The organism is Chryseobacterium proteolyticum (assembly GCF_046591535.1).
GTDB classification, from domain to species: domain Bacteria; phylum Bacteroidota; class Bacteroidia; order Flavobacteriales; family Weeksellaceae; genus Chryseobacterium; species Chryseobacterium proteolyticum.
The window spans coordinates 1,170,605-1,195,533 of record NZ_JBJLWK010000001.1; the positions used below are offsets into that span (position 1 = coordinate 1,170,605).

Sequence of the window (24,929 nt, forward strand, 5' to 3'; positions counted from 1 at the left end):
ATCAGATTCTTAATCCGGATTCTTACTTTTCGTTATTATTTATCTTACTTCTTCTTGGACAACATCCATTCGTATAATCCGGGGTCTGAATAAGCTGAGTCCCAGGAGTTATGATTATCATTCGGGAATATGATTAATTCCGCACCAGGGTTTACCGGATGTAACTTCTGGTATAATCTGAACGCATTTTCAGGCAAAACAATGTCATCCATTCCACCGTGAAAAATTTTCATATTCAGATCTTTATATCGATTGACATTTGCTGTCATAATCTGATCTGTAGGAGCACATACCGGGACTACAGCAGCAAACATTTCAGGATGCTCCATTGCCAGTTTTAAGGTTCCCCAACCTCCCAGTGAAAGCCCCGTAAGGTAAATCCTGGAAGCATCGATTTTATATTTTTTCTGAATTTCTTTAATCAGGTTATAAACGGTAATGGTATCCCACCAGCTATCTGCAGGACACTGAGGAGCTAAAATAGCAACAGGTTCCTTGATCAGATTTTTATAGGTAAAGGGACTATGGGCTTTTACCATTTCAAGGTCAGTTCCCCTTTCTCCCGATCCATGGAGAAAAACAATTAACGGAAGATTTCCTTTTACTTTTTGGGGATAGTCCAAAATATAAGCTATCTTTTCTGTTCTTTTGATTTCCTTGTTGAGTTCTGCCTTGATCTCCTGACCATTCATCTGTAAAGAAAAAAGCGGAAGCAGAAACAAAGCATGTCTAAGTTTTAATTTCATATTGTTAGTGAGATTTTGACTTATTATAAATGGGAACAAAGTCTTTTATTTGATTCCATATTTTTCAGATTTGAAACTTAATTTTTTCAAACCCTGTTGAATTTCAGGAGCATTCATAAACAGCTTCCATAAAAATCCTGTCCTGTAGTTTTCAATCATCGGAGCAATTGTTCCCTGGTCGATGGCAAGATACCGTGGGGTAAACCAATTGTTATAATGGATAGATGTCGCGTCATAAGGTCCTGCTGAACCCACAAATTCAGGTTTTTTAATATAAATAAATTTTAAAAAGTCCATTGATTCTTTCGGTGAATAAGGAAAACTGCTTAAAGCTGCAGTTGGAGAAATAACCCCATGGTCATTCTGAGGAAAATGAGCGTTGTATCCGGTAGTTCCATCGTTATTTCTGGAATAGCTTGCCGTAAGCCCCCAATAATCCGGACCATATCCTTTCCATTGTTTTGGGTTTTCCAGACAATATTTATAATCAATAAGGACCTGGTTTTTATTTAAATCAAAATAATTTTTAATCAGTTTATCTGAAAGGCCGGTGGGATCTAACCCGATATATGAATAATGTGCCCAGAATAAAGGTCCGCCATACTCCTCAGCAGAGTTATGCTTCACATACATCGGAAGACCGTATTTCGTTTTATCTGAAAGAAAAGTTCCGTTTCTGGTCCATCCTTTATAATAAGTTTCTGCATCAATTGAATAGGTTGGAGAAGATGCCGCCAGAATATAAGTAATCATACATTCATTATATCCTTCCAATGGAAAATTCATTTCCCACTGATATTCCGGAGACCAGTGCCAATACAAAACCTTCTCTCCGCCTTTGGTATACCAGTTCCATTGAATTCCTTTCCATAGTTCGTCACATTTCTTTGCCAGAGCTTTTTCTTCATCATTCCCATTTTTAAAATATTCACGGACCATTAAAATTCCAGAAGTTAAAAATGCGGTTTCCACCAAATCTCCTCCATTATCTTTTTTTCCAAAAGGAACTGTTTTGCCCGTTTCTCCATTGATCCAGTGAGACCATGCTCCTTTATGGCGATCTGCTTTAGCAAGAAAATCCATCATATGCGTCAATCTTTTCACCGCTTCTTTCCTGGGAACAAAACCTCTTTCCACTCCGACCAATATTGTAGCTAAGCCAAATCCTGATCCACCTGTAGTTATTACATGTTTATCATGATCCGGATAGATATCATCTTCATGGTAACGTTCTCTTCCCAACATAGAATTCGGTTCTGCATAATCCCAGAAATATTTTAAAGCATCCCGTTGAACCTTGTCCATCAGCTGTTCATCACTCATAGTACTTTTTACAGCTTCTTTTTTTACTATTTCCTGTTTTCCCATCTGGGCATTTTTACAGGAAAATAATGACGCCACTGCCAGAATAGAAATGATTCCTAACTTCATAAAATATACGTTTACATAGAGTTAATTAAAAAAATAGCCAAAGCTAAACTTTGGCTATTTGTATTATAATGAATTAATAACCTGGGTTTTGAGCTGATAAGCCACCTGCCTCAGTAATAAAGTCCTGAGGAAGAGGAAACAATTCATGCTTCCCGACAATGAAGTTTTTTCCCCCATCAGCTGCCATTGCTGTTTTTGCTTGCCCTGTTCGAACCAGATCAAACCATCTGTCGTGTTCAAAAGCCAGTTCCAATCTCCTTTCTTTCCAGATTGCAGTTCTTACATCGGCTTGAGAAGTTGCTGTTGTATTCGCAATATTAGCTCTTTGTCTCACCTGGTTCAACAATGGAATGGCAGAACTGGTCTGTCCTAATTCATTCAATGCTTCTGCCTTAATTAGTAATACTTCAGCATATCTTAGATAACGAATATTAACATCTGTCGAGGCCTGACTCGTATAATCAGAAGAGTAAGCTTTGTAATTATAGAATTTATTTTCTACAGTAGCAGGGACAAACCGTCCATCATACAAAGTCATTTCTCTATGAATAATTGTTGCATCCCTTCTCTCTGTGTCTCCTTCAGCAGTGTAGGCGTCATACAATCCCTGAGTTGGAGTTGCAAAACCCCAACCCCAGCCTCCTGCACCACGGGCACCCTGAACTTGGGAATATTGCTGAATAGCTCTGCCGTTATCACTCCCGGAACCATTAATTTCAAAAATGGACTCTGCATTATTTTCTCCGGAAACTTTATAAATATCAATAAAATTAGGTGTAAGTGAATAACCTGTAACTAAATTTGTTTGGTCGACTGCTAACTGCCATTTCTTCTGATAAAGATACACTTTTGCCAATAGAGCGTGCGCAGCTCCCACAGAAGCTCTTCCTACATTTGTCCCTGTATATGTTGTGCGGTCGGGAAGTGCTTCGATAGCATCTTTTAGATCTTTTTCTATAAAGGCATAGATTTCTTCTTTACTTACTCTTGTAAGCTGCATCTTTTTATCGTTCTCATTCCCTTGGACAGGTACATGATCTACTAAAGGAACCCCACCAAAGGATCTTACCAAGGTAAAATACATAAATGCTCTTAAGAATTTAGCTTCTCCGATTAGCCTTTTCCTTAATGCGGGATCAGCTTTATCTAATTGAGGAATATACTGTAAAGCCTGATTAGATCTATTGATCCCTTGATAATTTGAAGCAAATAATTCTTTAAAAGAAGGCGTAGTGGCTGTGATGTTTAAAGCATCCAGAATATCTTTATCTGATCCTGCATCTCCGGGGCTGGACCCTTTATCCGCATCATCGGAGATAATAGATGTGACACCAATCCAGGCAAATGTACTCATATTCCAATCTAAAAATTTAGCATAAATTGAATTTACGAAGTAAGTTGCTCCATTATCATTGTTGAATTTGTCCAGATCACCAATCGTCATTGATTCAGAAGGGGCAACGTCGATAAAATCGTCGCTACAATTTTGTGTAACCGTCCCTAATCCTAATAACATTAAAGAGACGAGTAATATTTTATTTCTTTTCATTTTTTTAGAAGTTTACGTTAAGACCAAATACAAAAGACCTCAATGTAGGGTAAGAATTTAATTCAACCCCAGCTAGTTTATAAGGATTCCCCTCAGCCTGTGCATCTGTAGCACTATACCCTGACAATTCAGAAGAGTATCCTGAATATTTTTGCCATACTACAGGATTTATAGCACTTACATAAAGCTTAATGGATTTCACATATTTAGCAATATCCTTAATTGTGTACCCTATGGTGATGTTATTAATTCTGAAATAATCTCCATCTTCTAAGAAATAGGTGGAGGCAATGGGAATACCCGTTGCAGGTCTTGGATTAGAAGCATTTGGATTAGAAGCGGACCAATAATCGTTGGCAACTGATGATTCAATGTTTTCGCCGTTAATCCTTTGAGCTTTTTTACCGTTATAAACTTTAAATCCAAAAGCTCCATAACCGTTAGCAGCAAAATCCCAATTTTTATATGTTAAGGAAACATTGATACCCAAAGTTGATTTTGGAATGTATGAATCAAAATATTTCCTATCACCAGCATCTGCTGACCCCGTAATCCCATTTCCATTAAGATCTTTATACTTCATATTGCCATTGGCGTCAACTCCATCATATTCCCATAAATAAAAGCTTCCCAATGCATGTCCAACCGTAGTTCCATTAAATAATTTTGTCCACTGTCCGTTACCAAGGTCTCCACCACTAAGCTGAGCAATATTTTTCTGAGTATCTACTCTGGTCAGCCTGTTTTGGTTTAATGAATAATTTCCACCAATTGAATAAGACCAATCTTGCCCTATTTTATCAGCCCAATTTAATGAAAATTCAAGACCTCTGTTTCTTACAGCGCCTACATGCGAATAATATGTTTCAGATTGCCCAGAGGTTATATAATTTGTGATTCCCAGAATAAGATTTGTGGTTTCTCTATTGTAGGCATCGATTGTTCCTGTCAATCTGTTATTCAATACACCAAAATCAATTCCTGCAGAGGTTTCCTCAGTTACCTCCCAACCAAGAACAGGGTCATAGCCTTTGTTCACAGTAATTCCATTACTTACATTGTTTGCATTTCCAAACCCGTAGTTATACGTAGTTCCTGAATTTAGCGGAAGATAGTTTAATGGAACATTCTGGTTTCCAAGTTTACCCCAGCCTCCTCTAAGTTTCAACAAATTGAAAAATCCATCTTTCATGAAGTCTTCTTCGGATACTACCCATCCTGCTCCAAACGAAGGGAATGTACCCCACTTTTGCCCATCTGCAAACTGAGATGATCCATCTCTTCTTATTGTTGCACTTAATAAATAACGATTCATTAATTTATATTGAGCTCTGGCAAAATAAGACGTTGTTGTATTTCTGTCAAATTTGATGGACGTTAAACTCTGTACATTATTTACATAATCAGTTCCATTTAAATTCCAATAATTCTGATCATTTAAAAGCAAGTTCTTTCTTTTTACAATAAGTTGATCAATACCATTTCTCACAGTTGTTTCTGTACCAATTGTTGCTTCAATATCATGAGCTCCAAACTTCTTATTATAAGTCAAATAATTTGTTAGAGCCCAATTGTAATAATCTTCTCTTGTATTTGAAAGTGTATTTACCGGATCCGAGGCATTATACCCACTTGCAACCCTCGTAGGGTCGGCTGCCAGCCAAACTCCTAAAGCATCAGTAAAGTTGTATGCCTTATAGTTAGAATATTCACCATTAAACTGGGAAGTAAATTTCAATCCTTTTAGGATATCAACATCTAATTTTAAACCTCCTTGTAATAGTGTGTTTTTATTTTTTTCATTGTTAAAAAATAGCTGACTTACAGGATTACCAACATCATTAAATTTTGATCCGGAGTAATCCACAACTCCATTTGCATTTACAAATGGAACTCCAAACTGACCTGACGGAAAGCGAACAGGAACTATTGGAGATTGTTTATAAGCAGTGGTAAAAGCATCCAGAGGTTTAGGTGTAGTTTTTGTAAAGGCTACACTGAAGTTCTGAGATAATGTAATACCCTTTGCAATTTTAAACTCATTATTTGACCGGATTGTGGCACGGTTAAAGTCTGTCCCCCTAAGAATTGACTGTTCATCATAGTTGCTTAAACTAAAGAAATATTTAACCGATTCAGAAGCTCCTGAAATTGATAAATTATGCTGGTTATACATTCCAGTTCTTGTAATCTCTTTAAACCAGTCTGTATCTACCGGTTGATTAGAAGAAAATTTATTGGTACCTAATGCAATATTATTATAATTGGCAAACTCAGAGGCATTCGCCATACTAACAGTTTTTAAAGGTGTTCTTACCCCCACTAAACCATCGTAAGTAACATTGAGTTTACCCTTACCTGATTTTGTTGTAATAATAATAACCCCATTGGCTGCTCTATTACCATAAATAGCCAATGCTGCAGCATCTTTTAATATATCATAGGTAAGAATATCATTAGAGTTGATATTATTAATATTGGACAAAAACATTCCATCCACTACATAAAGAGGAGTTCTTCCTCCGGTTACGGTACCAAGCCCTCTAATCATCACTGTAGGTGTGGATCCTGGTAAATCAGAGGCAATAACCTGTACACCCGCAGCTTTTCCCTGAATGGCTTGCGAAGCATTTAAAACTTTTGTTTTGGTTACCTCTTCAGCACTAATGGAACTGATAGATGTGGTATTATCCACTTTCTTACGGCTACCATAACCGATCATTACTACCTCCTCGATCTTCTGTTCTTTAGGGACAGTATCTTTAGGAGTTACCTGCGCATTCACATTCATACCAAAATACAATACGGCAATGAGTGATGAATACTTTAAATCACTTTGTTTCATATAGTCAATTTTATTTCGTACAATCAAATTTCTTAGCAGATTTTTAAACTGCAAAGCTGTCTTTAATTAAATAAATATTGTATTTCTCAAAAAAAGACATTAATCCAAAATTATAAAAATATATGAAACATTGTTAATATATCGTAATAATTCTAAAATTAACATGATACATCACACATCATGTGTGAAAAGTCAATTTTTTAACGTATTATCACTAAAAATAAATTTAATTTAACATTTAATTTACAATGAATATTAAAGGGTTTTTATAGAATAACTCCCCAAATCGCTAACATTTAATTAATATTTTGTTAAACAGATTTTCCTGTTTACCTTTGGCCCGGTATTTGAAAATTCAACCATTAATAAAAATCAATGAAAAAATATATTCTGGCAATAGCATTAGTTGCAGGAACTGCTACTGTAATCACAACTTCTGTACAATCCTGCACAAGTCTTGCGACGACTGATCTGGGATTATCCATCATTAAAAAGTTTTTATTGAACGGAATCGATAAAGGAATGAATATTTATGGCAATAAAGATGCATTTCTACAAAATAATCTGGTGGATAAAGCGTTACCAAAAGAATTAAGAGATATCAATTCGATGCTGGAAAAAATTTCCCCTTCACTAGTTGCTAAGGAAAGGGAATATGTTGCAGAAGCAGCTTCGTACACTGTAAATATTTCGAAACCAATCCTTCAGAATGCAGTTAACAGTTTGAATGCGCAGGATGTAACGAGAATCATTCAGGGAGAAAAAGGTACAGCTACTTTAATTCTGAAGGAAAAAACTTCGGATCAGCTTGTAGCTGCTATTACTCCAAAGGTTGATGAACAGCTTAACCGGTATGGTATCGTAAAAACGATTAATACAGCGTTGGCAGGAAGTAATTTCCTGGGTAACCTACTGGGTGGAAACAGCAATACTGTAAATTCGGGAGGATTAAGTAAGCTGGCCTCTGAACAATTGGTTAACGGACTGTTTAATATCATTGAAGATTACGAAATAAAGAACTCCAAAGCCCTGTTAGGTCCACTTGGAAAATAGAAAAAATTTCGTTAAATTTATATATAAATTAAATTGTTAGATGGATATCATTCAAGGAAATCAACACGCGAATCCTGAAGAATTTTATAATTCTTTAAAGGAAAAACTGGAAGGTCACCACGACTTTCCGGAAGATTATTTATTTAAATTTATAATTCCTACAGATCAGGCAAAACTTACAGAAATATATAAGGTTTTTGACGGCATTAAATTTACGCTTGGAAACAGAGAAAGTAAAAATGGAAAATATACAGCCTGCAATATCAATGCTTTTGTCTTAGACGCTGATCAGGTCGTAAATATTTATAAAGAAGTTGGAAAAATAGAAGGAGTGATCCTTTTATAAAAAATAAAAAAGTCAGCCGAAAGCTGACTTTTTTTATTTTTTCATTCTGGTTTATTTCTCAATAAAATATTTTACATTTTCTATAGGTCTTCCCAGCATAGCGACTGAGCCTTTTATTAAGATTGGCCTTTGAATTAAAGAAGGGTTTTTAGACAATATTTCCAACCATTCCTCTTCTGAGTAATTCTTTCCTGCAAATTTTTCAAGATATAATTTTTCCGTCTTTCTGATCAGATGAAAAACACTCTGGTTGAGTTTTTTTTAAAACTGTTTTTAACTCTAAAATACTTAATGGGTCCTCCACAATATTGATGATCTCAAACGGCACTCCATTCTCATCAAGATACTCTAAAACAGCATTTGATTTTGAACAACTTCCATTATGTAAAACCTTAACTAACATATTTAATAATATAAACAATTAAACTTGTATGTAACAAATTTAGATAAAATCCAAGTTACATCAATCCTAAAAGATCCTAAAGTATTGTTAATTAAAACAATCCATTCAGTTCAGCTTCAATTTTTTCCAGAATAAATCCAAAATCTTCAGGTTTTTCAACGAAATCAAGATCATCTACCTCAATGACCAACAATCTACCTTCGGTATAATTGGAAATCCATTTTTCGTATTTCTGATTTAATTTTGAAAGATATTCAATACTGATCGAAGCTTCATATTCTCTTCCTCTTTTATAGATCTTTTTAACCAGATTGGGTACATCAGATTTTAAATAGATCAACAAATCGGGGGCTGAAACAAAAGATTTCATTAAATTAAAAACATCCTGATAATTTTTAAAATCCCTGTCCGAAAGCAAGTGCATATCATTTAAATTTTCCGCAAAAATATGGGCGTCCTCATAAATGGTACGATCCTGAATGATATTCTTTCCACTTTCTCTTATTTCTTTTACCTGGCGGAACCTGCTTCCTAAAAAGTAAATCTGCAAAGCAAAGCTCCATTTGCTCATATCTGCATAAAAGTCTTCCAGATAAGGATTATGGTCTACATCTTCAAATTGTGCATCCCATCCATAATGCTTGGAGAGCATCGTCGTTAATGTCGTTTTTCCAGCTCCGATATTTCCTGTAACTGCAATGTGCATATTCTATTTTCCCTTATTTATTGATGTCCATGAAAAAATTATTAAATACCAACAGTCTGAACTTCTGCAGTCTCTTCAAGAAGCTTTTTCAACGTAGTATCTGCAGGTTTTTCCACAGACTGGTCTTTAATAAACTTGTCCTGAACCTTTTCTAATGATTTGTCTGCTGATTCTCCAGTTTGCTCTGGTGTCTTCTGAACAGGTTTTTCTGTATTTCCAGGTTCAGGCTCAGACTCCTGTTTTGCCTGTTTAATTTTTTCAAGGTTGTAAAGATAAAGGTTGTTCGCTTTGATTTCAAAATAAGCAAGCGTGTTTTTATCCACAATTTGTGCATCAGGATCTTCAAAAATTTTCACCAACCCTTTTTCCGGAATATATTTAAGAATTGAATTATTAGTTATGATCAGAACAGACTCATTCTCCCTTCTGAATCGTTTCCCGTTTTCTATGGGAATCTCTGTAAGTTTTTCAAATTTCAGGCTATAGATCCTGAAATGCTTTCTTGTCAGAATATACACTTTATTCTCATAAACCAGAAGATCCATCAGATCGTCAAAGCTTGCATCAAAAGGATAGGAATTTATTGTGGTATCATTTCTGAAATTGTACTGAATGAGACGTTTTGAGCTCTCATCCAAAAGCCATATCTGCTGGAGATCTTCTGCATATGCTATTTTTATAAATGCAAACTTCTGTTTAAAATCTATTCTCTGGATTTCATTGAGATTCTGATCTACAAACTTTAATTCCTGGGCATTTTCTGAAAACAAGGGAACTGAAAGTGGATTTTGAACCCCCTGGATTTTAAATGGTACCGTAAGCATCATTTTCCCAATCTGCTTTCCTAAAGAATCATATTTGGTTAAACTGAAATCTTTATTCTTATAGATATACAAATTTCCGTAATCGTCTGCAAAAAGGTCTTTTGCTTCTTTTAATTTCAAGGTATCCAGTGGCAAAGCCTTCTGCGCAGAAAGTGAGCAGAAAACAAAAGCAAATATCAGGGGTAATAATTTCAATGTTCTTTTACTAATATGATTTCCCGAAGGAATATGACCAATTTACACACTTTATTTTAATCGTGATTCAATTGTTATTATTTTAAATTATTTAATAGCAACCTCATAAATTTTCGCCCAATTTTTTCCTGTTACAAGCATATTATCACCTTTAAAGGCAATTCCATTTAAAACATGCTCAGTGTTATCTCCGAAATTTTCTGCTGTCAGTTGCGTAAAGTCAAATGTACCCACAACCTCTCCGTTCACAGGGTTAATTTTTAAAATGATCGGTTTATGCCAGATGTTTGAATAAATAAATCCATTGTGGTATTCCAGTTCATTAAGCTGATCATACACTTCAGCGCTTCCTGCCACAGGCATTGTTTTTAATATTATAGAAGGATCATTTACATTCAGAAAATAAAGGTTTTTTGAACCATCGGTCGCTATCAGATTCTTACCATCATAGGTTAGTCCCCATCCTTCTTTCATCGCTGATGCCAAAGGAAATTCAGAAATCAGTTTCAGAGAATTTTTATCATATACAAAACCTTTTCTATTTCGGTAGGTTAACTGAAATATCTTATCTCCTGCCGTGGCACAGCCTTCGGAAAAAATATCCGCTGGTTGTTTTGTTACACTAACGGGTATGGTTCCTCCCAAGTTATATTTTAAAAGCTTAGATGATTTCTCTAACCCTACACTCTCGTACACCGTATTCCCTTCTAAAGTAAATCCTTCAATAAAATTATCGGGATCATGTGGATATTCCGCTACAATCTGGTAGGACATTTTCTTTTCAGGATTTTTTGCAAAGACATTGATCGTGGCATCCTGATAAAGTGTTTTTCCTCCTTTTGTTTTAACAACAAATGTTACATCATTATCCCCAAGACCAAAAAACTTTGGATTAATGGTTAAATCTGAGGTTTCTTTATCCCCGAAACTGATGGTAATCGTTTCTGCATTTTCTAAGACATCCCCTGGAATTTTCAGTTTATCATTATAATGATAGCCTTTTTGTTCCATGGAAAGATTATAGTCGTTTAAAGAATTTAAAATCTCTTTATCTTTATTACAAGACACTAATAATACAACCGCTACAAGACCGGCTATCGGATTTACTTTCATTGAGTTTCCAAATAATTTCCTCAAAAGTAGCAAAATTTATTGCTTTGTACTAATTTCACTTTGGGCATCATCATGCTGTAACGTCATTTGGAATATGGAAATTTAATTATTAAAACCTCTTTTTCTGTTTTCCATTAAAATAGCGCCCGATGGGAGCGCTATTCAAATATAATTTTAAATGAGTTGTCTGTATTACTTAATGGCAACTTCATATATTTTTGGCCAGTTCTTTCCTGTTACCAGCATATTTTCTCCTTTGAAAGCGATCCCGTTCAATACATCATCACTTCCCTTGGTATTCTGCTTGGCAATATCTGTAAAATCAAATGTTCCCACCACTTCTCCGTTTGCCGGGTTTATTTTAAGAATAATAGGTTTCTGCCATACGTTAGCATAAATAAACCCATTGTGGTATTCTAATTCATTTAACTGATCATAAGCCTGTGAGCTTCCTGCTACAGCAATATATTTAACCAATTTTGAAGGATCTTTCGGATCAAGGAAATACAACAATTTACTTCCATCGGAAGCAATCAGGTTTTGTCCGTCATATGTCAGTCCCCACCCTTCTCCTAATACGTTCGGATAAGCAAATTCAGATAAAAGCTTCAATGAACTTTTATCGTAGATATATCCTTTTTTGCTTTGCCATGTCAACTGATATACTTTATCTCCTACAATCGTACTTCCTTCGGAGAAGTCTTCCTGAGCCTGCTTTGTTGAAGCTAAAGGAGTTGTTGTCCCCAGAGTGTACTTCAGGATTTGTGAAGATCCGTTTTGCCCGTCACTTTCATAGATCGTGTTTCCTTCGATCTGAAATCCCTGCACAAAGTTGGCTGGATTATGCGGGTATTCCGCAACGATTTCATAAGAGATCTTTTTTTTCAGGATTTTTTGCAAAAACATTGATCGTAGCATCCTGATTTAATGTTTCTCCTCCTTTTGTTTTAATATTAAAAGTAACGGCATTATCTCCTAATGTGAAAAATTTAGGATCAATCACAAGGTTTGAGGTCTCCTTATCTCCAAAACTGATGGTTACACTTTCCGCATTATCTGCAACATCTTTCGGAAGTTCAAGTTTATCCCCGAAGTGATATCCTTTGCTTTCCATTGAATTGTTATAATCACTTAAACTATTCAATATTTTTTTATCATTGTTACAAGACGCCAACATCAAAATCGCCGCAAAACCAACTATTATATTTTTTTTCATTGAATTTCTAAATATTTCCCCAAAAATAGCAAATTTTATTCCGTTATGCCAATTTGTTTGGCGGGTTGACCAAATTGTAATATGTACCCATTGTTATCATAAATAGCGAATTCCCGCATATCCCATTCAAAGGTTTCTATTTCGTAGCAAACTTCAGCCTTGTCTTTTAATTCTTCCCATAAATCATCTACACTGTCGACGTTAAAGTAAAATGAGCCTGTAAATCCTATTCCATTGAATTTTTCATGATCGTTAGGCTTCGAGAGCATTACCTCAACGTCATCTTTACGGATCGTTGCCCATTCCCATTCATCATTCCTTTCTACCAGGTTAAACCCAAGGATATGAAGATAAAAACCAAGGGTTTCATCAAGATTTTGTGTCCAGAGTATGGGACGAAGAGAAGTATATTTTATCATATTTTTAATTTATAAAGCAAAACGCAAAGACACTCAATCTGCGTCTTTGCGTTTTTGTTATTTATTTTCCAGATAGGATTTCAGACTTTCTCCAACGATCACATTCCATCCCTTTGTAAAGTTTTCTTTTGAAAATCCCTCTCCCAGGTTTTTAAAGAGATCCGTGTTTTCATGAGTCAGCGTTATCACTGTTCCTCCATCTTCCGGCTGAAGTTCCCAGATCACTGTAGTTTCAGCATCGGAAAATTCGGGATATGACCATGTATGTTTGAGTCGTTCATTGATGGCAAAATCCAAAATACTTCCCTGATGGTGGTATTTTTTTTCATTTCCAGGTTCATAGAAATTAAACTGTTTTCCTATTTCCAATTCAAAATCAGAGATATCAAAATACCAGGATTTCATCTGATCTCTATCTGTCAATGCCATCCAGACCTTATCAGGTGGAGCATCCACTTTCTGTTGAACAATAATAGGTGTACTCATGTTATTTTTTTATTTCTCAAATCTATCCGTGGGTAAACCCGGTAATTTTAGCTTCATCAAAATCCAGCTGCATTTCAATCGTCCGCATCACATGATCATCAAATATCTTTTCACGTTTCATACGGTGCAATTCATTTCGCTGCGCCTGTATTACCTGTCTTAAAACATCCTTATTCTCGTTCATTGCAGAAACGTAATCTCCTGTAGAAGCCATACATTGGGCTTTATCTGCCATCATCATCATTTCATTTTCCAGTTTATGTTTCTGATGACGTACAAGACTGTTTCTTTCTGCAAGATCTGAGAAATCAGTATCCAGTTTTTGCAAAGCGGTTTCTTTTAATTTTCTCATTAAAATAACCTCCTGCTTTTCTTCAGGTATTTCACTTCCTGCATCACTTATTTTCAACAACTTTAAAATAGGAGACAACAATAGCCCCTGCCCCACTAAAGTAATTAAAATAATAACGAAAGTTACGAATAAAATAATATTACGATGTGGGAACGCATCTCCGTTAGGTAAAAATGCAGGGATTGACAATGCTGCAGCTAAGGAAACAACTCCCCTCATTGCTGCAAAGCTGATGATAAAGGGCTCTCTCCAATCCGGTTTGAGGACCTTCAGCCTCAGTTCTTTTGAACAAAGTCTTGGAAAATACATTAATGCGTAACTGTAGATAATTCTTGTGAGAATAATGGCACCACCGATCACCACACTATAGAAGATTCCTTCAGAGATGGTATAATCTTGCATTGCAGCAACTACTATGGGTAATTCAAGACCAATGAGGATGAAAATGATGGTATTCATCAAAAAGATAAGAACACTCCATACGTTACCCGATTGAATTCTCGAAGTATGGCTCAGATAACAATGAGAGTTATAAGACATCAGTAAACCTCCAGCTACCACAGATAATACTCCTGAAAAATGAAAATGTTCAGCACCAACATACATGATGTATGGGACAATAAGCGTGATAATAGTGTCTATATTGGAATTGGAAGGAATGATACGAAGTAGAGCTCCGAAGAGGAAACCTACCGCAATTCCTATCGCAATCCCTCCAATAGCCATAATGAAGAAATCCTGGACAGCATCTCTAAAGATAAACTGCCCTGAAATAACGGCCGCTAAAGCAAACTTAAATACGATCAAACTCGATGCGTCATTAATCAGGCTTTCTCCCTCAAGAATACTCGTAATCTTCTTCGGGATCTTCATATTTCTGAGTACCGATGTAGCTGCCACAGCATCTGGTGGAGAATTTACTCCTCCCAACAGGAATCCCATCGCAACAGTAAGTCCCGGAATGATTGATGATGATAGATACGCCACTACTATTGAAGTAAGGAATACCAGCCCAAAAGCCATCGAAAAAATCTGCTTTCTCCATTTATGGAAGTCCTGCCATGAGGTAAACCAGGCGGCTTCAAATAAAATAGGAGGAAGAAAAATAAGAAAGACCAGATCCGGTTCTATTTCAATGTGAGGCATACCCGGAATAAAGCTTATCAATAATCCTGCTATAACAAGGAAAATAGGATACGCTACTTTCAGCTTTTGCCCGATCATTACTAATATCATCACAGAAAGCAATACTGCGATTGATATTATTACGTAATTGTGAATCATTTATTTATGATTTTATTTAATTAATATTAGGTTAGAAATCTAAATAAATTCTTTTGTCATTGTGTTTTTATTTCCTAAAGAACAATATTATTCTTCGGACTTATTGGTAAAGGAAGGTTATGTTCATCCAGCATATCTCTCATATCGATCTCAATTGTCCGGCTGATCTGTGTGATAGGAACATCATTAGGACTTCCTTCAAAAGGATTTACAGAAGCCTCTCCCACACTATCCAGTGTATGAAAGCACCAGGTTACCAAAAGTGAAAACGGAATATTAAACCATATGGTAAACCCTTCTAATAAAGTTCCCTCTCCCAGTTTATCAAATTCTTTCAACAATCCGAAAGGAACAAAAACAATAAACAGCAACAACAGGTAAGTAGTAATCGATGAAAAATTCCTGGGATATGGGAAGTTTTTTATTCTTTCAGCTTTTCCCTGATCATCGGTGAACTTTACCAGTTGCTGATTGATTTGTGTCCATTGGAAATCATTAATCTCTCCTTTTGCATAAGCTTCCGACAGTTCTTTGCTTTGGGCAGCCATCAATTGTGTAGCCCTGTTCTTTTTACTGAGAATATAGTGAAGTTCACTTTCAGAAAGATAAAGTTTTAGTTCTTCATCCAGCTTGGAAAGCCTTTCCGGAATGTCATATTTTTTTGAGTATTCGTCAAACTGTACCGTATTCATATTCTCCCATGCCCTTGGCTCCCTTAGTTGAAAACGTAATGCCGTTAACCATGCATAATGCCGTGAGAACATTTCTTTTACTTTATCATGATCTTTAGCAGAGAGCGAATCCCTGAGAATATATCCAAAACTCCGGCTGTTGTTAATAATAGAACCATAAATCTGCCTTGCTTCCCACAGCCTGCTGTAACTTGCATTATTTTTAAAACCTACAATGAAAGCTACCGCTGTTCCCATGATTGCAATGGGCTGCCAGGGAAATGAAACGAATGTTAAACCGAAATGATAAAGTACCGTAGGAATTGCTGCTAAAACGGCAAGGACATAGATACTTCTCCTTGTCCACATAGCAAATTCACGGGCTCCAAATCTTTTTCCTGAGTGCATAAATGTGTTTTTACTTTTTGTTAAATGGTATGTTGTTATAAAATCCGATCTGAATCTGTCCCCTGTTTCTATTCTCCTGGAGCTGATTCATATACCCTGCTTCGATTCTTAAATTCTTACTGATCACATATCCCAACGCTCCGTACACCCTGTTCCTGTCAAATACCGGGCTATCAAAGTGAAGAAAAACTTCATTATAGAGAGAAGCATAAAAAGTTTTCGGAAGCATTTCTTTATTATTGATCGGAATATTTAGCCCCAGGAAATAACGAAACCTCATTCTGAAATCCTCTTCAAGAAAGCGTTCTTCCAAACGGTAACGATGCTGAAGATAAAATCTTCCAAATTGTTGTTTGGTGATAAATTGCTGGAAAATCCTGTGTTCAATATTTTCTTTTTTTTTCGCCGTTTACATAGGGCTGACTTAAAATAAATCCGTATCCTAATAAAACATTATTATTATTTTCCGACAGATCGTATCCGATCCCTGTACGGATTAAAAGCTGCTCAAGATCTCCAACCGCATCAAAGTTACGATACTGAATTTCATTGTGCCAGTTCCATTTTTTATTGATTTTATTATTCCCGAAATACATATACCAGGCTCCCAAATCATTTTTCTGAGCAAATGAAAGTGTTGTTGCTAAAATAAAAATGACGAGGGATACCGACCTTATAATCTCCATACTAATCTTCTACGTTTATATTTTATTAATTAATTAGCCTAACCTATTTCCAACTTGTCAAACTTTCCGTCATTGTTGATATTAAATTTAAAAAAAGTTCTGAAATCCCCCCAGCTTTCTGTGTGAAACCGGCCATAGATGGTTTTACCTTCATTTTCAATAGTATCAATCGAAGTAAATTTCTCGTGTCCACAAGCATCTTTTACGAATTTCTTAAAATCCCTTGGATTACCATCGTCATATAATTTAGCATCTGCAGTAAAAAAAGAAGTAAAAGTTTCCGCATCACCTTTTTGCCATGCATCAAAAGCCTTTTTTACCGTTTCATTTAATTTTGTTGTATCCATATCATTTTTTGTCTGTTGTTGAGTAGGGGTTATTTTAACATCATTTTTCTGGGCACATGCGCAATACATGGAAAATACCGTCAGTAAATAAATAATTTTTTTCATGAGAATTTAAAGGGATAATTTAAGAAAATAATAAGAAGATTCAAACCCATGAACGGAAGCTCTATCAAAGCACCTTTTATATCCCCGTGAAAAAGCTCTAGCCCCATAATAAGCAAGATTGTTCCCGCCATTAAAAAATTTCCCCAGAAAAAAGTCTGTGGAATTACGATCAACACTGCACTAATTATGGTAATTATCCCCAAAACCATGACAGCGGTGTTGTTCATTCCTATTCTGCCAAGCATCTGTAGCATTTCAGGTTTCCCGGAAACCATTGCTATACCTTGTTTAAAGCCCATATACATTGCAAAAACAATCAATGCAATGGTGAGTATTTTTAAAATCATATGTTGTGTTTTTAATTGTTAAAGTTTGTTGAGAAGGAACCTGATTTATCCGGATTGCGCTTTATTTAACGCCATTATATCATAATTGTTAAATTCATCATCTTTTGTTTAATGGGTTTAAAGTTATGAATTCCTAATTTAATCTTCCGAAAAAGTGCTCTTTTTAAAATTAGAAAAATAGGAATGCAAATGTATAATAAAATGAAAACCGACAGGAATTCCTGCCGGTTCTTTTTAACTATATTTCGTATACAAAAAATGAATGTTACGGATGTACCTGAGCTTTAGCCGGATCATCATAATTTACCATCCAGTTGATTCCGAATTTATCTGTAAACATACCAAAATAAGCACCCCAGAAAGTATCTGCAAGTGCCATTGTCACCTGTCCTCCTTCTGAAAGTCCGTTGAATAATTTTGTAGCTTCTTCTTTTGACTCTGCATTAATGGAAACAGAAATATTATTTCCTGCCACAAAATGAGATGCCCACTCTCCGCCGGTGTCACTTCCCATTAAGACTGTTTCTTTAGAAATGGGTAAAGAAACATGCATAATCTTATCTTTATCTTCTTCCGGAGTTTCTTTTCCTTCCATTGGAGGCATTTCTCCAAAAGTTCCGATATAAGGATATTCGCCGCCAAAAACAGATTTATAGAAATCAAATGCTTCCCTGCAGTTCCCATTGAATGTAAGATAAACGTTTACTGTTGCCATAAAGTATTTTTTAAAATTGAGTTTGTCTGATGTTTTAAGGCTTTTCAGAAATTCTTTTCAACATGGAAAGCCCTTGCTCATAATCTTTTCCAATGGCACCATCCATATTCATAAACAGCTTCATTATGGTAAAAGGGTATGGAATTTGGGAGGTGAACCCCCAGGTCACCTTGCTTTCGTTTCCTTCATGAGCCACTATAACATAAGTATCTGCTTCACTTTCGTAAGGAGTCATGAATTTAATTGAAGTATCTATTCTTTTTAGGGAAGGATCTACTTTTTTTTATTTCCTGGCAACCTTTTCCTGCTTTATCATTTTTACTGCTCCAGCACATTTTTTCACCCGGTTGTCCTTCGGTTCCGGTCCATTCCTTTTTCATTCCCGCATCCAGCCTGTTCCATGGACTCCAGAGATCCATTGCTTTTAAAGTGTTGGTATTCTGCCATACTTTTTCTACAGGAGCATTAATTGTTATGGTTTTTTCATATTTGAAATCCCCGGAAATCAAGGCGGCTATTACCAACCAAACTATCAGTATTGCGGCCAATACGATCATGGTCCATTTTAAAATCTTCATAGGTATTTCTATCTGTGCTGGTCTATTAAAATCATATTCCCATCGGGATCTTTTAGGAAGATATGCTCCGGTCCTGAGGTGGTTTCATCAGCCTCTTTTTCCAGATGAATATTATTTTCTTTTAAATGTTTCTGAATCTCACGCACGTCATCGAAAGATTCCAGATTCTCTGCATTTTCATCCCACCCCGGATTGAAGGTAAGCATATTCCCGTCAAACATAGCCTGAAATAATCCGATCAATGTACTTCCGTTTTTCATGATCAGATAGTTTTGGTCCATGTTTCCTCCCATAGCACTGAATCCCAGCTTTTCATAAAAGTCTTTAGACTTTTGAAGATCTTTTACACTTAAACTGAGCGAGAATACTCCTAGCTTCATATTTCTTATTTATTTTATTAACAAGTTTTATCTTCAGTTTTACTGATTGGTTATATGGGTTTTGAAGTCCATTGTTCCATCATAGCTTTTCCAGTCACCAATGAATTCGATATAAGGGGACTCAATTTTCTCAGTCACTTTATTCCACTTAAAAGTATAAACAAATTTACCTTTGAAAATACCGGAATGTTTGCCTTTATTTTCCTCTGCCAGTTCGTATTCACCATACACAGTTCCTTTTCTTTTCGTGTCCTTATACTTTGTAATCGTCAGATTTCCTTCAAATTTAGAATAGGTTTTATCCACTAAAGAATATCCGGAAACAAAATATTCCTGATCATTTTTTCTGTTTTGTTCTGAAATATTAATCTTGAGCTTTATGGCCTGTTTATCATTTCCGATGGTTCCGGAGTATGCTTTACTGTTGTTGAGCCATACATTTGAAATATTAGGCATCTGAGCAAAAGCAAAACCGGAAATAAGAATGAGGAGTAGTACAAGTTTTTTCATATTGTTTTTTGTTTTTAATTGAGTATTACGTTAGCAATATCAATAAAAGGAAATTCTGTGACAGCATAGGGAAAGCCAATATTTCCTTAAGTAATTTTTAACCCGTCCTTACAGGTTCTAACCCATCCGAAGTTATACTCCGAACTGAGCCAGATGGTGATTTAAATGTTTCGCAAACATATTGCTCCACTCATGGGATTTTAGTTTACCAAATGAGAATGATTCTTTTCCATCGAAGGCTTCAGCTCCCAGTTGTTGCGTTTTTTGGATAAATCCTATCAGCCTCTTTTTTTCTTCTTCAAAATCCCTTCTTCCCACAATCATAAACTGGGGTGCAGTAGGAGAATCTCTGGGATAGGCTTTTTCACTAACGACTTTAGGTTTCACAAAATTTTTCAAGATAAATTTTGCTATAGTTCCGGGCTTTTTATGCTTCTCCGGTTCATACACCATCTCATAGGAAACGCAACAGTGAGCCAGCATCTGATCCACCATCATTTTTCCCCAAATACCGTGAGTATCTTCAATAAGATTATTGATCCTATTGATGTAATTCTGAGCAACTTTTGCATCAAATACGTTTTCCATTGTTTGTTAATTGTTCGGAAAACAAATATATCAGTTTTTTCTGATGATTTTATATCCTTTTTTTAAAAACCGTAAAAACCCTGGCGATGATATATGGATACCGGGTCTGAGGTATAAGTTACGGGGTTACAAAGTACGTGGTATGGATTAAGTTTGTGATGCAACTGATGCGATGAACTTATCTGGTCAATTTATATTTTGCTTAAAAATTTATCCGATTTCTTCGAAGGAATCTTCTTCTTTTGGATTCTCAGGTTTTACGTACCTGAATACCAGCCATAATTTGATCTTCAAGGCAATCCACCCTAAAAAAGCATAGACAAGTAAAAGAATTCCCAAATGCCTTAAATAGGGAAATGTAAGTTCTACCGATCCTTTTTGAATCAATAATATTTTGAAAGCCTGTAAGAATGGGGTTAAAGGAATAATATTCGCAATAAACTGTACAAAAGCAGGCATTGCATTCAATGGCCAGGTGAATCCGCTGATAATAAACGCAGGTGAAGCAATAACCATCAGAATTTGAGTTGCCTTCAAGGCATCCGGAATCAGGATACTGATAAAAACACCTAAGAAAGATGCTGAACTCACAAAAACAGAGGTCAGAACTATAAAATTAAAAATCCCCTGAGGCATAGGCACTTTAAAAATCATGTGCATGAAATAATACATTCCCACGATCAGTATAGAAAACATCCAGATCGGTATCACTTTGATCAGCATTGTAGGAAATGCCCATTTCCTCATTCTATAATATTCTTTCACGAAGGTTCCTCCCTGAAATTCTGCAGCAAAACTTACGGCCATAGCCAGCAATATCACCTGTTGTAAAACTACAGCCAACATAGCCGGCCACATGAAAATAAGGTAATTACTGGTTGTATTGAAAAGGGTGATATAATTGGTTTTAAAGGGTTCAAACTGGGTAGCTGCCCTTGTTGCCGGCATTCCGGCTTTCTGAAGGGCCTTTATCGATGCACCTGCAGAGAAAGTTCCAATCGTCAGCTGAAGGGCTTTTGTGGCAAAATTTGCTGTAAGAACATTTCCGGTATTAATGTAAACATTGACTTCCGGATATTTTTTTTTGCAGCATTCCAGCTTCAAACTTGGAAGGAATGATTACTACGGCTGCCGCATCATTTTTAATGACCTCATCTTTTATGCTTAATGGTTCCTGAACATACTTCAAAACCCGGATCCCTTTATTGTCCTGCAACATTTCCACCAGCTGATTCGACAACGGAGTATTGTCTCTGTCAATAACAATAACCGGTGTATGCTCTACTTTTCCGCTTTTGTATACAAACCCCAGCAATGTGGCATAGAATAGCGGTGCCACAAAGAATACGGTTCTTAAGGTGGAGTTTTTAATGAACATCTTAAACTCGCGCTTTAAAAGACGGAAAAATTCTTTCATTGTTTATATCTGTTTAAACAGCCTTATGAAATTTCAAAAATGCCATCGGACTGTATTTCATTATTATTTCAGGATCACATTGGCGTTGACGAGGATATTTTTAGCTTTATTCATATCCTTAGGTTTTACTTTGATCTCATAAATTGCATCCTGCAACTGATAATCGGGATAGGCAGTAGTAATATCCGCATATCTTGTCAGCTGCTTAATATACAGGATAGTTCCCTCAATATTTTCTTTATTATAAACGACCTGCATCGCAACGGTTTGCCCTTTTTTATATTTTGCTATTTCGCTCTCAGGAACGGTAAACCTGAAATAAGTACTTTCGGGAATGTAACCGTTAAACAGAGCAAAACCTGCGGTCGCAAGCTCTCCGGCATTAAGGCTGATGGTTTCTATTTCCATGTCGTTTGTCGCAATAATGTAACGTTCAGAATAAGCAACATTCGCCTCCTGTAAAGCTCCTTTGGCTTGCGAAGCCTGTCCGGCAGCCATTTCCACTTTTTCGAAACGGGTTCCTCTTTTTACATCATCCAGTTCCGCGACTACAGCGTCATATTGCGCTTTGGCACCCTGTAATTTAGCATATACTTCATCATAAGCCTGCGGAGACATCAAACTATCCCTAAACATATTAGAGGCTCTTTTGAAAGATTTCTGTGCGAAATCATACTGCTCTTTTAATCCTTTATATTTAGCCTGAAGCTGTCTCAGCTGATCTGCGGTAGCTCCGTTCTTAGCCATTTGTTCCTGTGCAGTTGCTGCACTTACGGCTCCCTGAGCCTGTGCAATTTTTGCTGAAACTTCAGGAACATCAAGCAATGCCAGGGTATCACCTTTTTTTACGGTCTGACCTTCTGTAACATAAATTTTGAGGATCCTCCCGGTTACTTTAGGAGCAAATGAAACAACATCCTTTTTGGTTTTTCCTTCCGAATCATTGAGGTTTTCTTTTTTCTGTGCACAACTTCCCAATAAAATCAGAAAGCCAAATAGTATGGAGATATTTTTTTGCATCATTTTAATTTTAGTGGGGTTAATACAATTTCGTGATATCCAGTTCCTGCGTGGACCTCATCAGTTCAATTCCCGCTCTGCGCTGGTTGAAAACCGCATTCTGATATTCAAGTTCCGCAACTTCAAGGTCACTTTCCGCTTCTATAAGTTGTGAAGATTTGCTCATCCCATACCTGAATTCTTTTTCAGCCTGTACAAGGGCATTTTTTGCCAATTCTTTTTCTTTACTTTTCAGGGTTATTTGCGCCGTGGCAATATCATAATTGGTTTGATTATTCGCGAGATTTAAGGTCAGTTTTTTCAAGGCATCTTCTTTTTTGTTTTGTAAAACTTCTTTACCTATCCGCGCCGTTTCTTCGGCATGCTTGCCCTCTCTTCCATCAAATATTTCCCATTTAAAACCTATACCGGCTGTAAATAAGGGCAGAATGTTAATATTCGTGGGCCTCCAATCCAATCGCGCACCTTCATATCCAAGGGCAGGGATTGCGGGGATTACATTTTCGGATGTTTTGACTCTGCTTCCATATAACCCGATATAGTATGCAGAAGCCATAAGCTGAACTTTTGGGATCATCCATGTTCTTTCTGCTTTAATTTTGTAATCCGCGGCTACAATTCCGTGATCCAATGCTCTGATTTCGGCTCTCTGCTCGATTCCTTTTTCCCGGGAAAGCATTTCTACAGGAGTTAAAACGGGTTCTATCAGGCGGAGGCGTTCTTTATTGATACCGGTTAAAATGTAAAGCTGGGTAAGAAGCAGCTCTTTTTTTCCTTCATACTCTACAATCTTAGCATCCAGGGTTGCTTGGGCAAGCTCTATCTTTTTATGATCGTAAGGTGTGATCAATCCGTATCCTAGAGCTTTATCGGCTGTTTTCCTGTTGATGTCCAGCCTCTTTTTACTTTCATCCAACACATTTTTAGACTGATGAATCAGGGCGAGCTGGTCGTATGCTTTAGAAACAGCAGCTACCACGTCATCCCTTGTCTTTTCAAGAAGAATGTCCTCTGATGCTTTTTTCTCTTCAATCGCCTTTTTAAGATATTTCACTTTACCTCCCGAGTACACCAACATTTTGGCATCTGCCTTTGCAATACCCGAGAAACCGGAAATATTAAGGTTGTTATTATACCTTCCTTCAGGAATTGTTAAAAAAGGTTGTAGGTTAATTTCAGGAGAAGTTAATCTTGCCGTTGCGTTCAGATAGCCGGCTTGCCCGCTTAATTCCAACGTCGGAAGGAAGATATCTTTCAGTTTATGACCGTCAAGATCGGTAAGTTTATTTTGGGTGATCTGCATTTTAAGATCCGAATCCCGAACCATTGCACTATCTAAAAGTTCCTTAAAGTCCGGCGCCGATTGTGCCCAACCAAAAGCTGGAAGTACAAAAAAACCAAGGGCAAAAATCAATAAATTGTTTTTCATGGTTCATGTTTACAACAAATATAATGCAAAAAAATGTTAAAACCCGTAGAATAATTCTCCTGTACAGTGAATTTAAAAGATGTTCAATGGTAATCGGCTTCCAACAGCATTTATTAAACAATCGTTTAAATATAGTTTAAGGGTAAAATAATTTCCTATAACCTACCTCAAGATCCTTCCTATAATCCATTCTTTTTAGTACTTCACAAAAAAAACTCCTCAGAAAACTGAGGAGTTTTATATTTAGAAGTTGGAAATTACTTTTGAACTGCTTTCTTCATTCCAGCGTCCGGATGTAAAACTCTGTAACGTACTTCCAGGTCTTTAGGTACATAAAATACCAAAGGTAATTTACTGTTATAGCCTACAATTTCCGGTTTGATATAAATAAACTTTTTTGTTTCCTTTTTATTTAAACATCCCTTTAAAGTTCCGGCCGTCTCTCCATTAGATTCCACTTCATAATAGTTGTAGCCCCATCCCTGAAGATCCTGAGATTTTACGCTCCCCATCATGAAATAGTTATTACAATCAACCATTTTCTCCTTACCCACAAAATATTCAACTTTCAGATCTTTTTCATTTTTAGCGACAGGCAGCTGAATGTATACCTGCTTGTATCCGTCCTTAGCCTTTGGGAACATTTCAATTTCCAATTTTTCAAACTTTTCAGCTTTCTTTTGAGCAAAAGTATTTACTCCAACCATCATGACTAATCCCGCAACTAGCGTCTTTGAAAATTTCATATTTTTTGTATTTA

General features: G+C 36.3%; 28 protein-coding genes and 2 pseudogenes. 2 read left to right on the top strand and 28 right to left on the bottom strand.

Translation table 11 applies throughout. From position 1 onward, the window contains the following. Positions 1–44: 44 nt before the first annotated feature. The 4 genes from ACJ5H0_RS05485 to ACJ5H0_RS05500 form a co-directional block, all read right to left on the bottom strand. Positions 45–746, bottom strand: a complete 702-nt coding sequence (locus tag ACJ5H0_RS05485) for a carboxylesterase family protein (RefSeq protein WP_172278947.1) — start codon at positions 744–746, stop codon at positions 45–47. Between the two features lie 45 nt (positions 747–791). Beyond that, positions 792–2,177: a glucoamylase family protein gene (locus tag ACJ5H0_RS05490; protein ID WP_411247910.1), complete on the bottom strand. Its 1,386-nt coding sequence runs from the start codon at positions 2,175–2,177 to the stop codon at positions 792–794. A gap of 73 nt (positions 2,178–2,250) precedes the next feature. After that, positions 2,251–3,726: a RagB/SusD family nutrient uptake outer membrane protein gene (locus ACJ5H0_RS05495; RefSeq protein ID WP_411247912.1), complete on the bottom strand. Its 1,476-nt coding sequence runs from the start codon at positions 3,724–3,726 to the stop codon at positions 2,251–2,253. 4 nt (positions 3,727–3,730) lie between these two features. Further along, complete coding sequence (locus tag ACJ5H0_RS05500; protein WP_411247914.1) at positions 3,731–6,571, bottom strand: SusC/RagA family TonB-linked outer membrane protein; 2,841 nt, start codon at positions 6,569–6,571, stop codon at positions 3,731–3,733. 375 nt (positions 6,572–6,946) lie between these two features. Here ACJ5H0_RS05500 and ACJ5H0_RS05505 point away from each other — a divergent pair, with 375 nt between their 5' ends. Further along, entirely contained in the window at positions 6,947–7,624 is a 678-nt protein-coding gene (locus tag ACJ5H0_RS05505) for a DUF4197 family protein (protein WP_273648363.1), read from the top strand. Positions 7,625–7,664: 40 nt separating this feature from the next. Continuing rightward, entirely contained in the window at positions 7,665–7,970 is a 306-nt protein-coding gene (locus ACJ5H0_RS05510) for a DUF493 family protein (RefSeq protein ID WP_172278957.1), read from the top strand. 51 nt (positions 7,971–8,021) lie between these two features. Here ACJ5H0_RS05510 and ACJ5H0_RS05515 read toward each other — a convergent pair whose 3' ends face one another. The 24 genes and pseudogenes from ACJ5H0_RS05515 to ACJ5H0_RS05630 form a co-directional block, all read right to left on the bottom strand. After that, entirely contained in the window at positions 8,022–8,204 is a 183-nt protein-coding gene (locus ACJ5H0_RS05515) for an ArsC/Spx/MgsR family protein (RefSeq protein ID WP_411248067.1), read from the bottom strand. Next, positions 8,173–8,373, bottom strand: a complete 201-nt coding sequence (locus ACJ5H0_RS05520) for a glutaredoxin domain-containing protein (protein WP_411247916.1) — start codon at positions 8,371–8,373, stop codon at positions 8,173–8,175. The genes ACJ5H0_RS05515 and ACJ5H0_RS05520 overlap by 32 nt, the downstream gene beginning before the upstream one ends. A 91-nt stretch (positions 8,374–8,464) precedes the next feature. Continuing rightward, positions 8,465–9,079 (bottom strand): deoxynucleoside kinase, encoded by a 615-nt coding sequence (locus ACJ5H0_RS05525; RefSeq protein WP_172278961.1) that lies wholly within the window; start codon positions 9,077–9,079, stop codon positions 8,465–8,467. Between the two features lie 41 nt (positions 9,080–9,120). Then, positions 9,121–10,098, bottom strand: coding sequence for a hypothetical protein (locus ACJ5H0_RS05530; protein ID WP_411247918.1), 978 nt, complete (start codon positions 10,096–10,098; stop codon positions 9,121–9,123). An 87-nt stretch (positions 10,099–10,185) separates the two neighbouring features. Then, positions 10,186–11,211 carry a glutaminyl-peptide cyclotransferase gene (locus ACJ5H0_RS05535; RefSeq protein ID WP_411248069.1) on the bottom strand — a complete coding sequence of 342 codons (1,026 nt, stop codon included), beginning with the start codon at positions 11,209–11,211 and terminating at the stop codon, positions 10,186–10,188. A gap of 192 nt (positions 11,212–11,403) precedes the next feature. After that, positions 11,404–12,427: pseudogene (locus ACJ5H0_RS05540) on the bottom strand (glutaminyl-peptide cyclotransferase). Positions 12,428–12,462: 35 nt separating this feature from the next. Further along, positions 12,463–12,846 (bottom strand): VOC family protein, encoded by a 384-nt coding sequence (locus tag ACJ5H0_RS05545; protein ID WP_411247920.1) that lies wholly within the window; start codon positions 12,844–12,846, stop codon positions 12,463–12,465. 57 nt (positions 12,847–12,903) lie between these two features. After that, positions 12,904–13,332, bottom strand: coding sequence for an SRPBCC family protein (locus ACJ5H0_RS05550; protein WP_411247922.1), 429 nt, complete (start codon positions 13,330–13,332; stop codon positions 12,904–12,906). A gap of 22 nt (positions 13,333–13,354) precedes the next feature. Further along, positions 13,355–14,968 carry a Na+/H+ antiporter gene (locus ACJ5H0_RS05555; RefSeq protein WP_411247924.1) on the bottom strand — a complete coding sequence of 538 codons (1,614 nt, stop codon included), beginning with the start codon at positions 14,966–14,968 and terminating at the stop codon, positions 13,355–13,357. A 74-nt stretch (positions 14,969–15,042) separates the two neighbouring features. After that, positions 15,043–16,047, bottom strand: a complete 1,005-nt coding sequence (locus ACJ5H0_RS05560) for a bestrophin family protein (protein ID WP_411247926.1) — start codon at positions 16,045–16,047, stop codon at positions 15,043–15,045. Positions 16,048–16,057: 10 nt separating this feature from the next. Beyond that, positions 16,058–16,733 (bottom strand): annotated as a pseudogene (locus ACJ5H0_RS05565) (DUF2490 domain-containing protein). A 38-nt stretch (positions 16,734–16,771) separates the two neighbouring features. Then, positions 16,772–17,185, bottom strand: a complete 414-nt coding sequence (locus ACJ5H0_RS05570) for a nuclear transport factor 2 family protein (protein ID WP_411247928.1) — start codon at positions 17,183–17,185, stop codon at positions 16,772–16,774. Further along, positions 17,182–17,532, bottom strand: a complete 351-nt coding sequence (locus tag ACJ5H0_RS05575; protein ID WP_411247930.1) for a hypothetical protein — start codon at positions 17,530–17,532, stop codon at positions 17,182–17,184. Before ACJ5H0_RS05575 ends, ACJ5H0_RS05570 begins: the two co-directional genes overlap by 4 nt. Before the next feature lie 265 nt (positions 17,533–17,797). Next, positions 17,798–18,247, bottom strand: a complete 450-nt coding sequence (locus ACJ5H0_RS05580) for a VOC family protein (protein ID WP_172278979.1) — start codon at positions 18,245–18,247, stop codon at positions 17,798–17,800. Positions 18,248–18,281: 34 nt separating this feature from the next. Continuing rightward, the gene (locus ACJ5H0_RS05585) at positions 18,282–18,482 is read right to left on the bottom strand and encodes an SRPBCC family protein (RefSeq protein WP_411247932.1); all 201 of its coding nucleotides are present in this window, start codon (positions 18,480–18,482) and stop codon (positions 18,282–18,284) included. A gap of 4 nt (positions 18,483–18,486) precedes the next feature. Then, positions 18,487–18,825 (bottom strand): SRPBCC family protein, encoded by a 339-nt coding sequence (locus tag ACJ5H0_RS05590; RefSeq protein ID WP_411247934.1) that lies wholly within the window; start codon positions 18,823–18,825, stop codon positions 18,487–18,489. Between the two features lie 8 nt (positions 18,826–18,833). Continuing rightward, complete coding sequence (locus tag ACJ5H0_RS05595) at positions 18,834–19,205, bottom strand: VOC family protein (RefSeq protein ID WP_273648373.1); 372 nt, start codon at positions 19,203–19,205, stop codon at positions 18,834–18,836. A 39-nt stretch (positions 19,206–19,244) separates the two neighbouring features. Next, positions 19,245–19,715, bottom strand: a complete 471-nt coding sequence (locus ACJ5H0_RS05600) for a hypothetical protein (RefSeq protein ID WP_273648374.1) — start codon at positions 19,713–19,715, stop codon at positions 19,245–19,247. A gap of 132 nt (positions 19,716–19,847) precedes the next feature. Next, positions 19,848–20,303 (bottom strand): DUF1569 domain-containing protein, encoded by a 456-nt coding sequence (locus ACJ5H0_RS05605; RefSeq protein WP_411247937.1) that lies wholly within the window; start codon positions 20,301–20,303, stop codon positions 19,848–19,850. 210 nt (positions 20,304–20,513) lie between these two features. After that, on the bottom strand, positions 20,514–21,407 hold the full coding sequence (locus ACJ5H0_RS05610; RefSeq protein WP_411247939.1) for an ABC transporter permease: 894 nt from the start codon (positions 21,405–21,407) through the stop codon (positions 20,514–20,516). Continuing rightward, positions 21,355–21,720, bottom strand: coding sequence for an ABC transporter permease (locus ACJ5H0_RS05615; protein WP_411247941.1), 366 nt, complete (start codon positions 21,718–21,720; stop codon positions 21,355–21,357). The genes ACJ5H0_RS05610 and ACJ5H0_RS05615 overlap by 53 nt, the downstream gene beginning before the upstream one ends. Before the next feature lie 63 nt (positions 21,721–21,783). Then, a complete protein-coding gene (locus tag ACJ5H0_RS05620) occupies positions 21,784–22,740 on the bottom strand; it encodes an HlyD family secretion protein (protein ID WP_172278991.1) in 957 nt (318 codons plus the stop codon). 19 nt (positions 22,741–22,759) lie between these two features. After that, entirely contained in the window at positions 22,760–24,169 is a 1,410-nt protein-coding gene (locus ACJ5H0_RS05625; protein ID WP_411247943.1) for a TolC family protein, read from the bottom strand. Positions 24,170–24,426: 257 nt separating this feature from the next. Continuing rightward, the gene (locus ACJ5H0_RS05630) at positions 24,427–24,915 is read right to left on the bottom strand and encodes an ecotin family protein (protein WP_411247945.1); all 489 of its coding nucleotides are present in this window, start codon (positions 24,913–24,915) and stop codon (positions 24,427–24,429) included. Positions 24,916–24,929: the final 14 nt, after the last annotated feature.

Coding starts and splice junctions, on each gene's coding strand:
- ACJ5H0_RS05485 (WP_172278947.1), bottom strand. CDS start 746: ATGAAATTAAAACTTAGACATGCTTTGTTTCTGCTTCCGCTTTTTTCT.
- ACJ5H0_RS05490 (WP_411247910.1), bottom strand. CDS start 2,177: ATGAAGTTAGGAATCATTTCTATTCTGGCAGTGGCGTCATTATTTTCC.
- ACJ5H0_RS05495 (WP_411247912.1), bottom strand. CDS start 3,726: ATGAAAAGAAATAAAATATTACTCGTCTCTTTAATGTTATTAGGATTA.
- ACJ5H0_RS05500 (WP_411247914.1), bottom strand. CDS start 6,571: ATGAAACAAAGTGATTTAAAGTATTCATCACTCATTGCCGTATTGTAT.
- ACJ5H0_RS05505 (WP_273648363.1), top strand. CDS start 6,947: ATGAAAAAATATATTCTGGCAATAGCATTAGTTGCAGGAACTGCTACT.
- ACJ5H0_RS05510 (WP_172278957.1), top strand. CDS start 7,665: ATGGATATCATTCAAGGAAATCAACACGCGAATCCTGAAGAATTTTAT.
- ACJ5H0_RS05520 (WP_411247916.1), bottom strand. CDS start 8,373: ATGTTAGTTAAGGTTTTACATAATGGAAGTTGTTCAAAATCAAATGCT.
- ACJ5H0_RS05525 (WP_172278961.1), bottom strand. CDS start 9,079: ATGCACATTGCAGTTACAGGAAATATCGGAGCTGGAAAAACGACATTA.
- ACJ5H0_RS05535 (WP_411248069.1), bottom strand. CDS start 11,211: ATGAAAGTAAATCCGATAGCCGGTCTTGTAGCGGTTGTATTATTAGTG.
- ACJ5H0_RS05545 (WP_411247920.1), bottom strand. CDS start 12,846: ATGATAAAATATACTTCTCTTCGTCCCATACTCTGGACACAAAATCTT.
- ACJ5H0_RS05550 (WP_411247922.1), bottom strand. CDS start 13,332: ATGAGTACACCTATTATTGTTCAACAGAAAGTGGATGCTCCACCTGAT.
- ACJ5H0_RS05555 (WP_411247924.1), bottom strand. CDS start 14,968: ATGATTCACAATTACGTAATAATATCAATCGCAGTATTGCTTTCTGTG.
- ACJ5H0_RS05560 (WP_411247926.1), bottom strand. CDS start 16,047: ATGCACTCAGGAAAAAGATTTGGAGCCCGTGAATTTGCTATGTGGACA.
- ACJ5H0_RS05570 (WP_411247928.1), bottom strand. CDS start 17,185: ATGAAAAAAATTATTTATTTACTGACGGTATTTTCCATGTATTGCGCA.
- ACJ5H0_RS05575 (WP_411247930.1), bottom strand. CDS start 17,532: ATGATTTTAAAAATACTCACCATTGCATTGATTGTTTTTGCAATGTAT.
- ACJ5H0_RS05580 (WP_172278979.1), bottom strand. CDS start 18,247: ATGGCAACAGTAAACGTTTATCTTACATTCAATGGGAACTGCAGGGAA.
- ACJ5H0_RS05585 (WP_411247932.1), bottom strand. CDS start 18,482: ATGACTCCTTACGAAAGTGAAGCAGATACTTATGTTATAGTGGCTCAT.
- ACJ5H0_RS05590 (WP_411247934.1), bottom strand. CDS start 18,825: ATGAAGATTTTAAAATGGACCATGATCGTATTGGCCGCAATACTGATA.
- ACJ5H0_RS05595 (WP_273648373.1), bottom strand. CDS start 19,205: ATGAAGCTAGGAGTATTCTCGCTCAGTTTAAGTGTAAAAGATCTTCAA.
- ACJ5H0_RS05600 (WP_273648374.1), bottom strand. CDS start 19,715: ATGAAAAAACTTGTACTACTCCTCATTCTTATTTCCGGTTTTGCTTTT.
- ACJ5H0_RS05605 (WP_411247937.1), bottom strand. CDS start 20,303: ATGGAAAACGTATTTGATGCAAAAGTTGCTCAGAATTACATCAATAGG.
- ACJ5H0_RS05615 (WP_411247941.1), bottom strand. CDS start 21,720: ATGAAAGAATTTTTCCGTCTTTTAAAGCGCGAGTTTAAGATGTTCATT.
- ACJ5H0_RS05620 (WP_172278991.1), bottom strand. CDS start 22,740: ATGCAAAAAAATATCTCCATACTATTTGGCTTTCTGATTTTATTGGGA.
- ACJ5H0_RS05625 (WP_411247943.1), bottom strand. CDS start 24,169: ATGAAAAACAATTTATTGATTTTTGCCCTTGGTTTTTTTGTACTTCCA.
- ACJ5H0_RS05630 (WP_411247945.1), bottom strand. CDS start 24,915: ATGAAATTTTCAAAGACGCTAGTTGCGGGATTAGTCATGATGGTTGGA.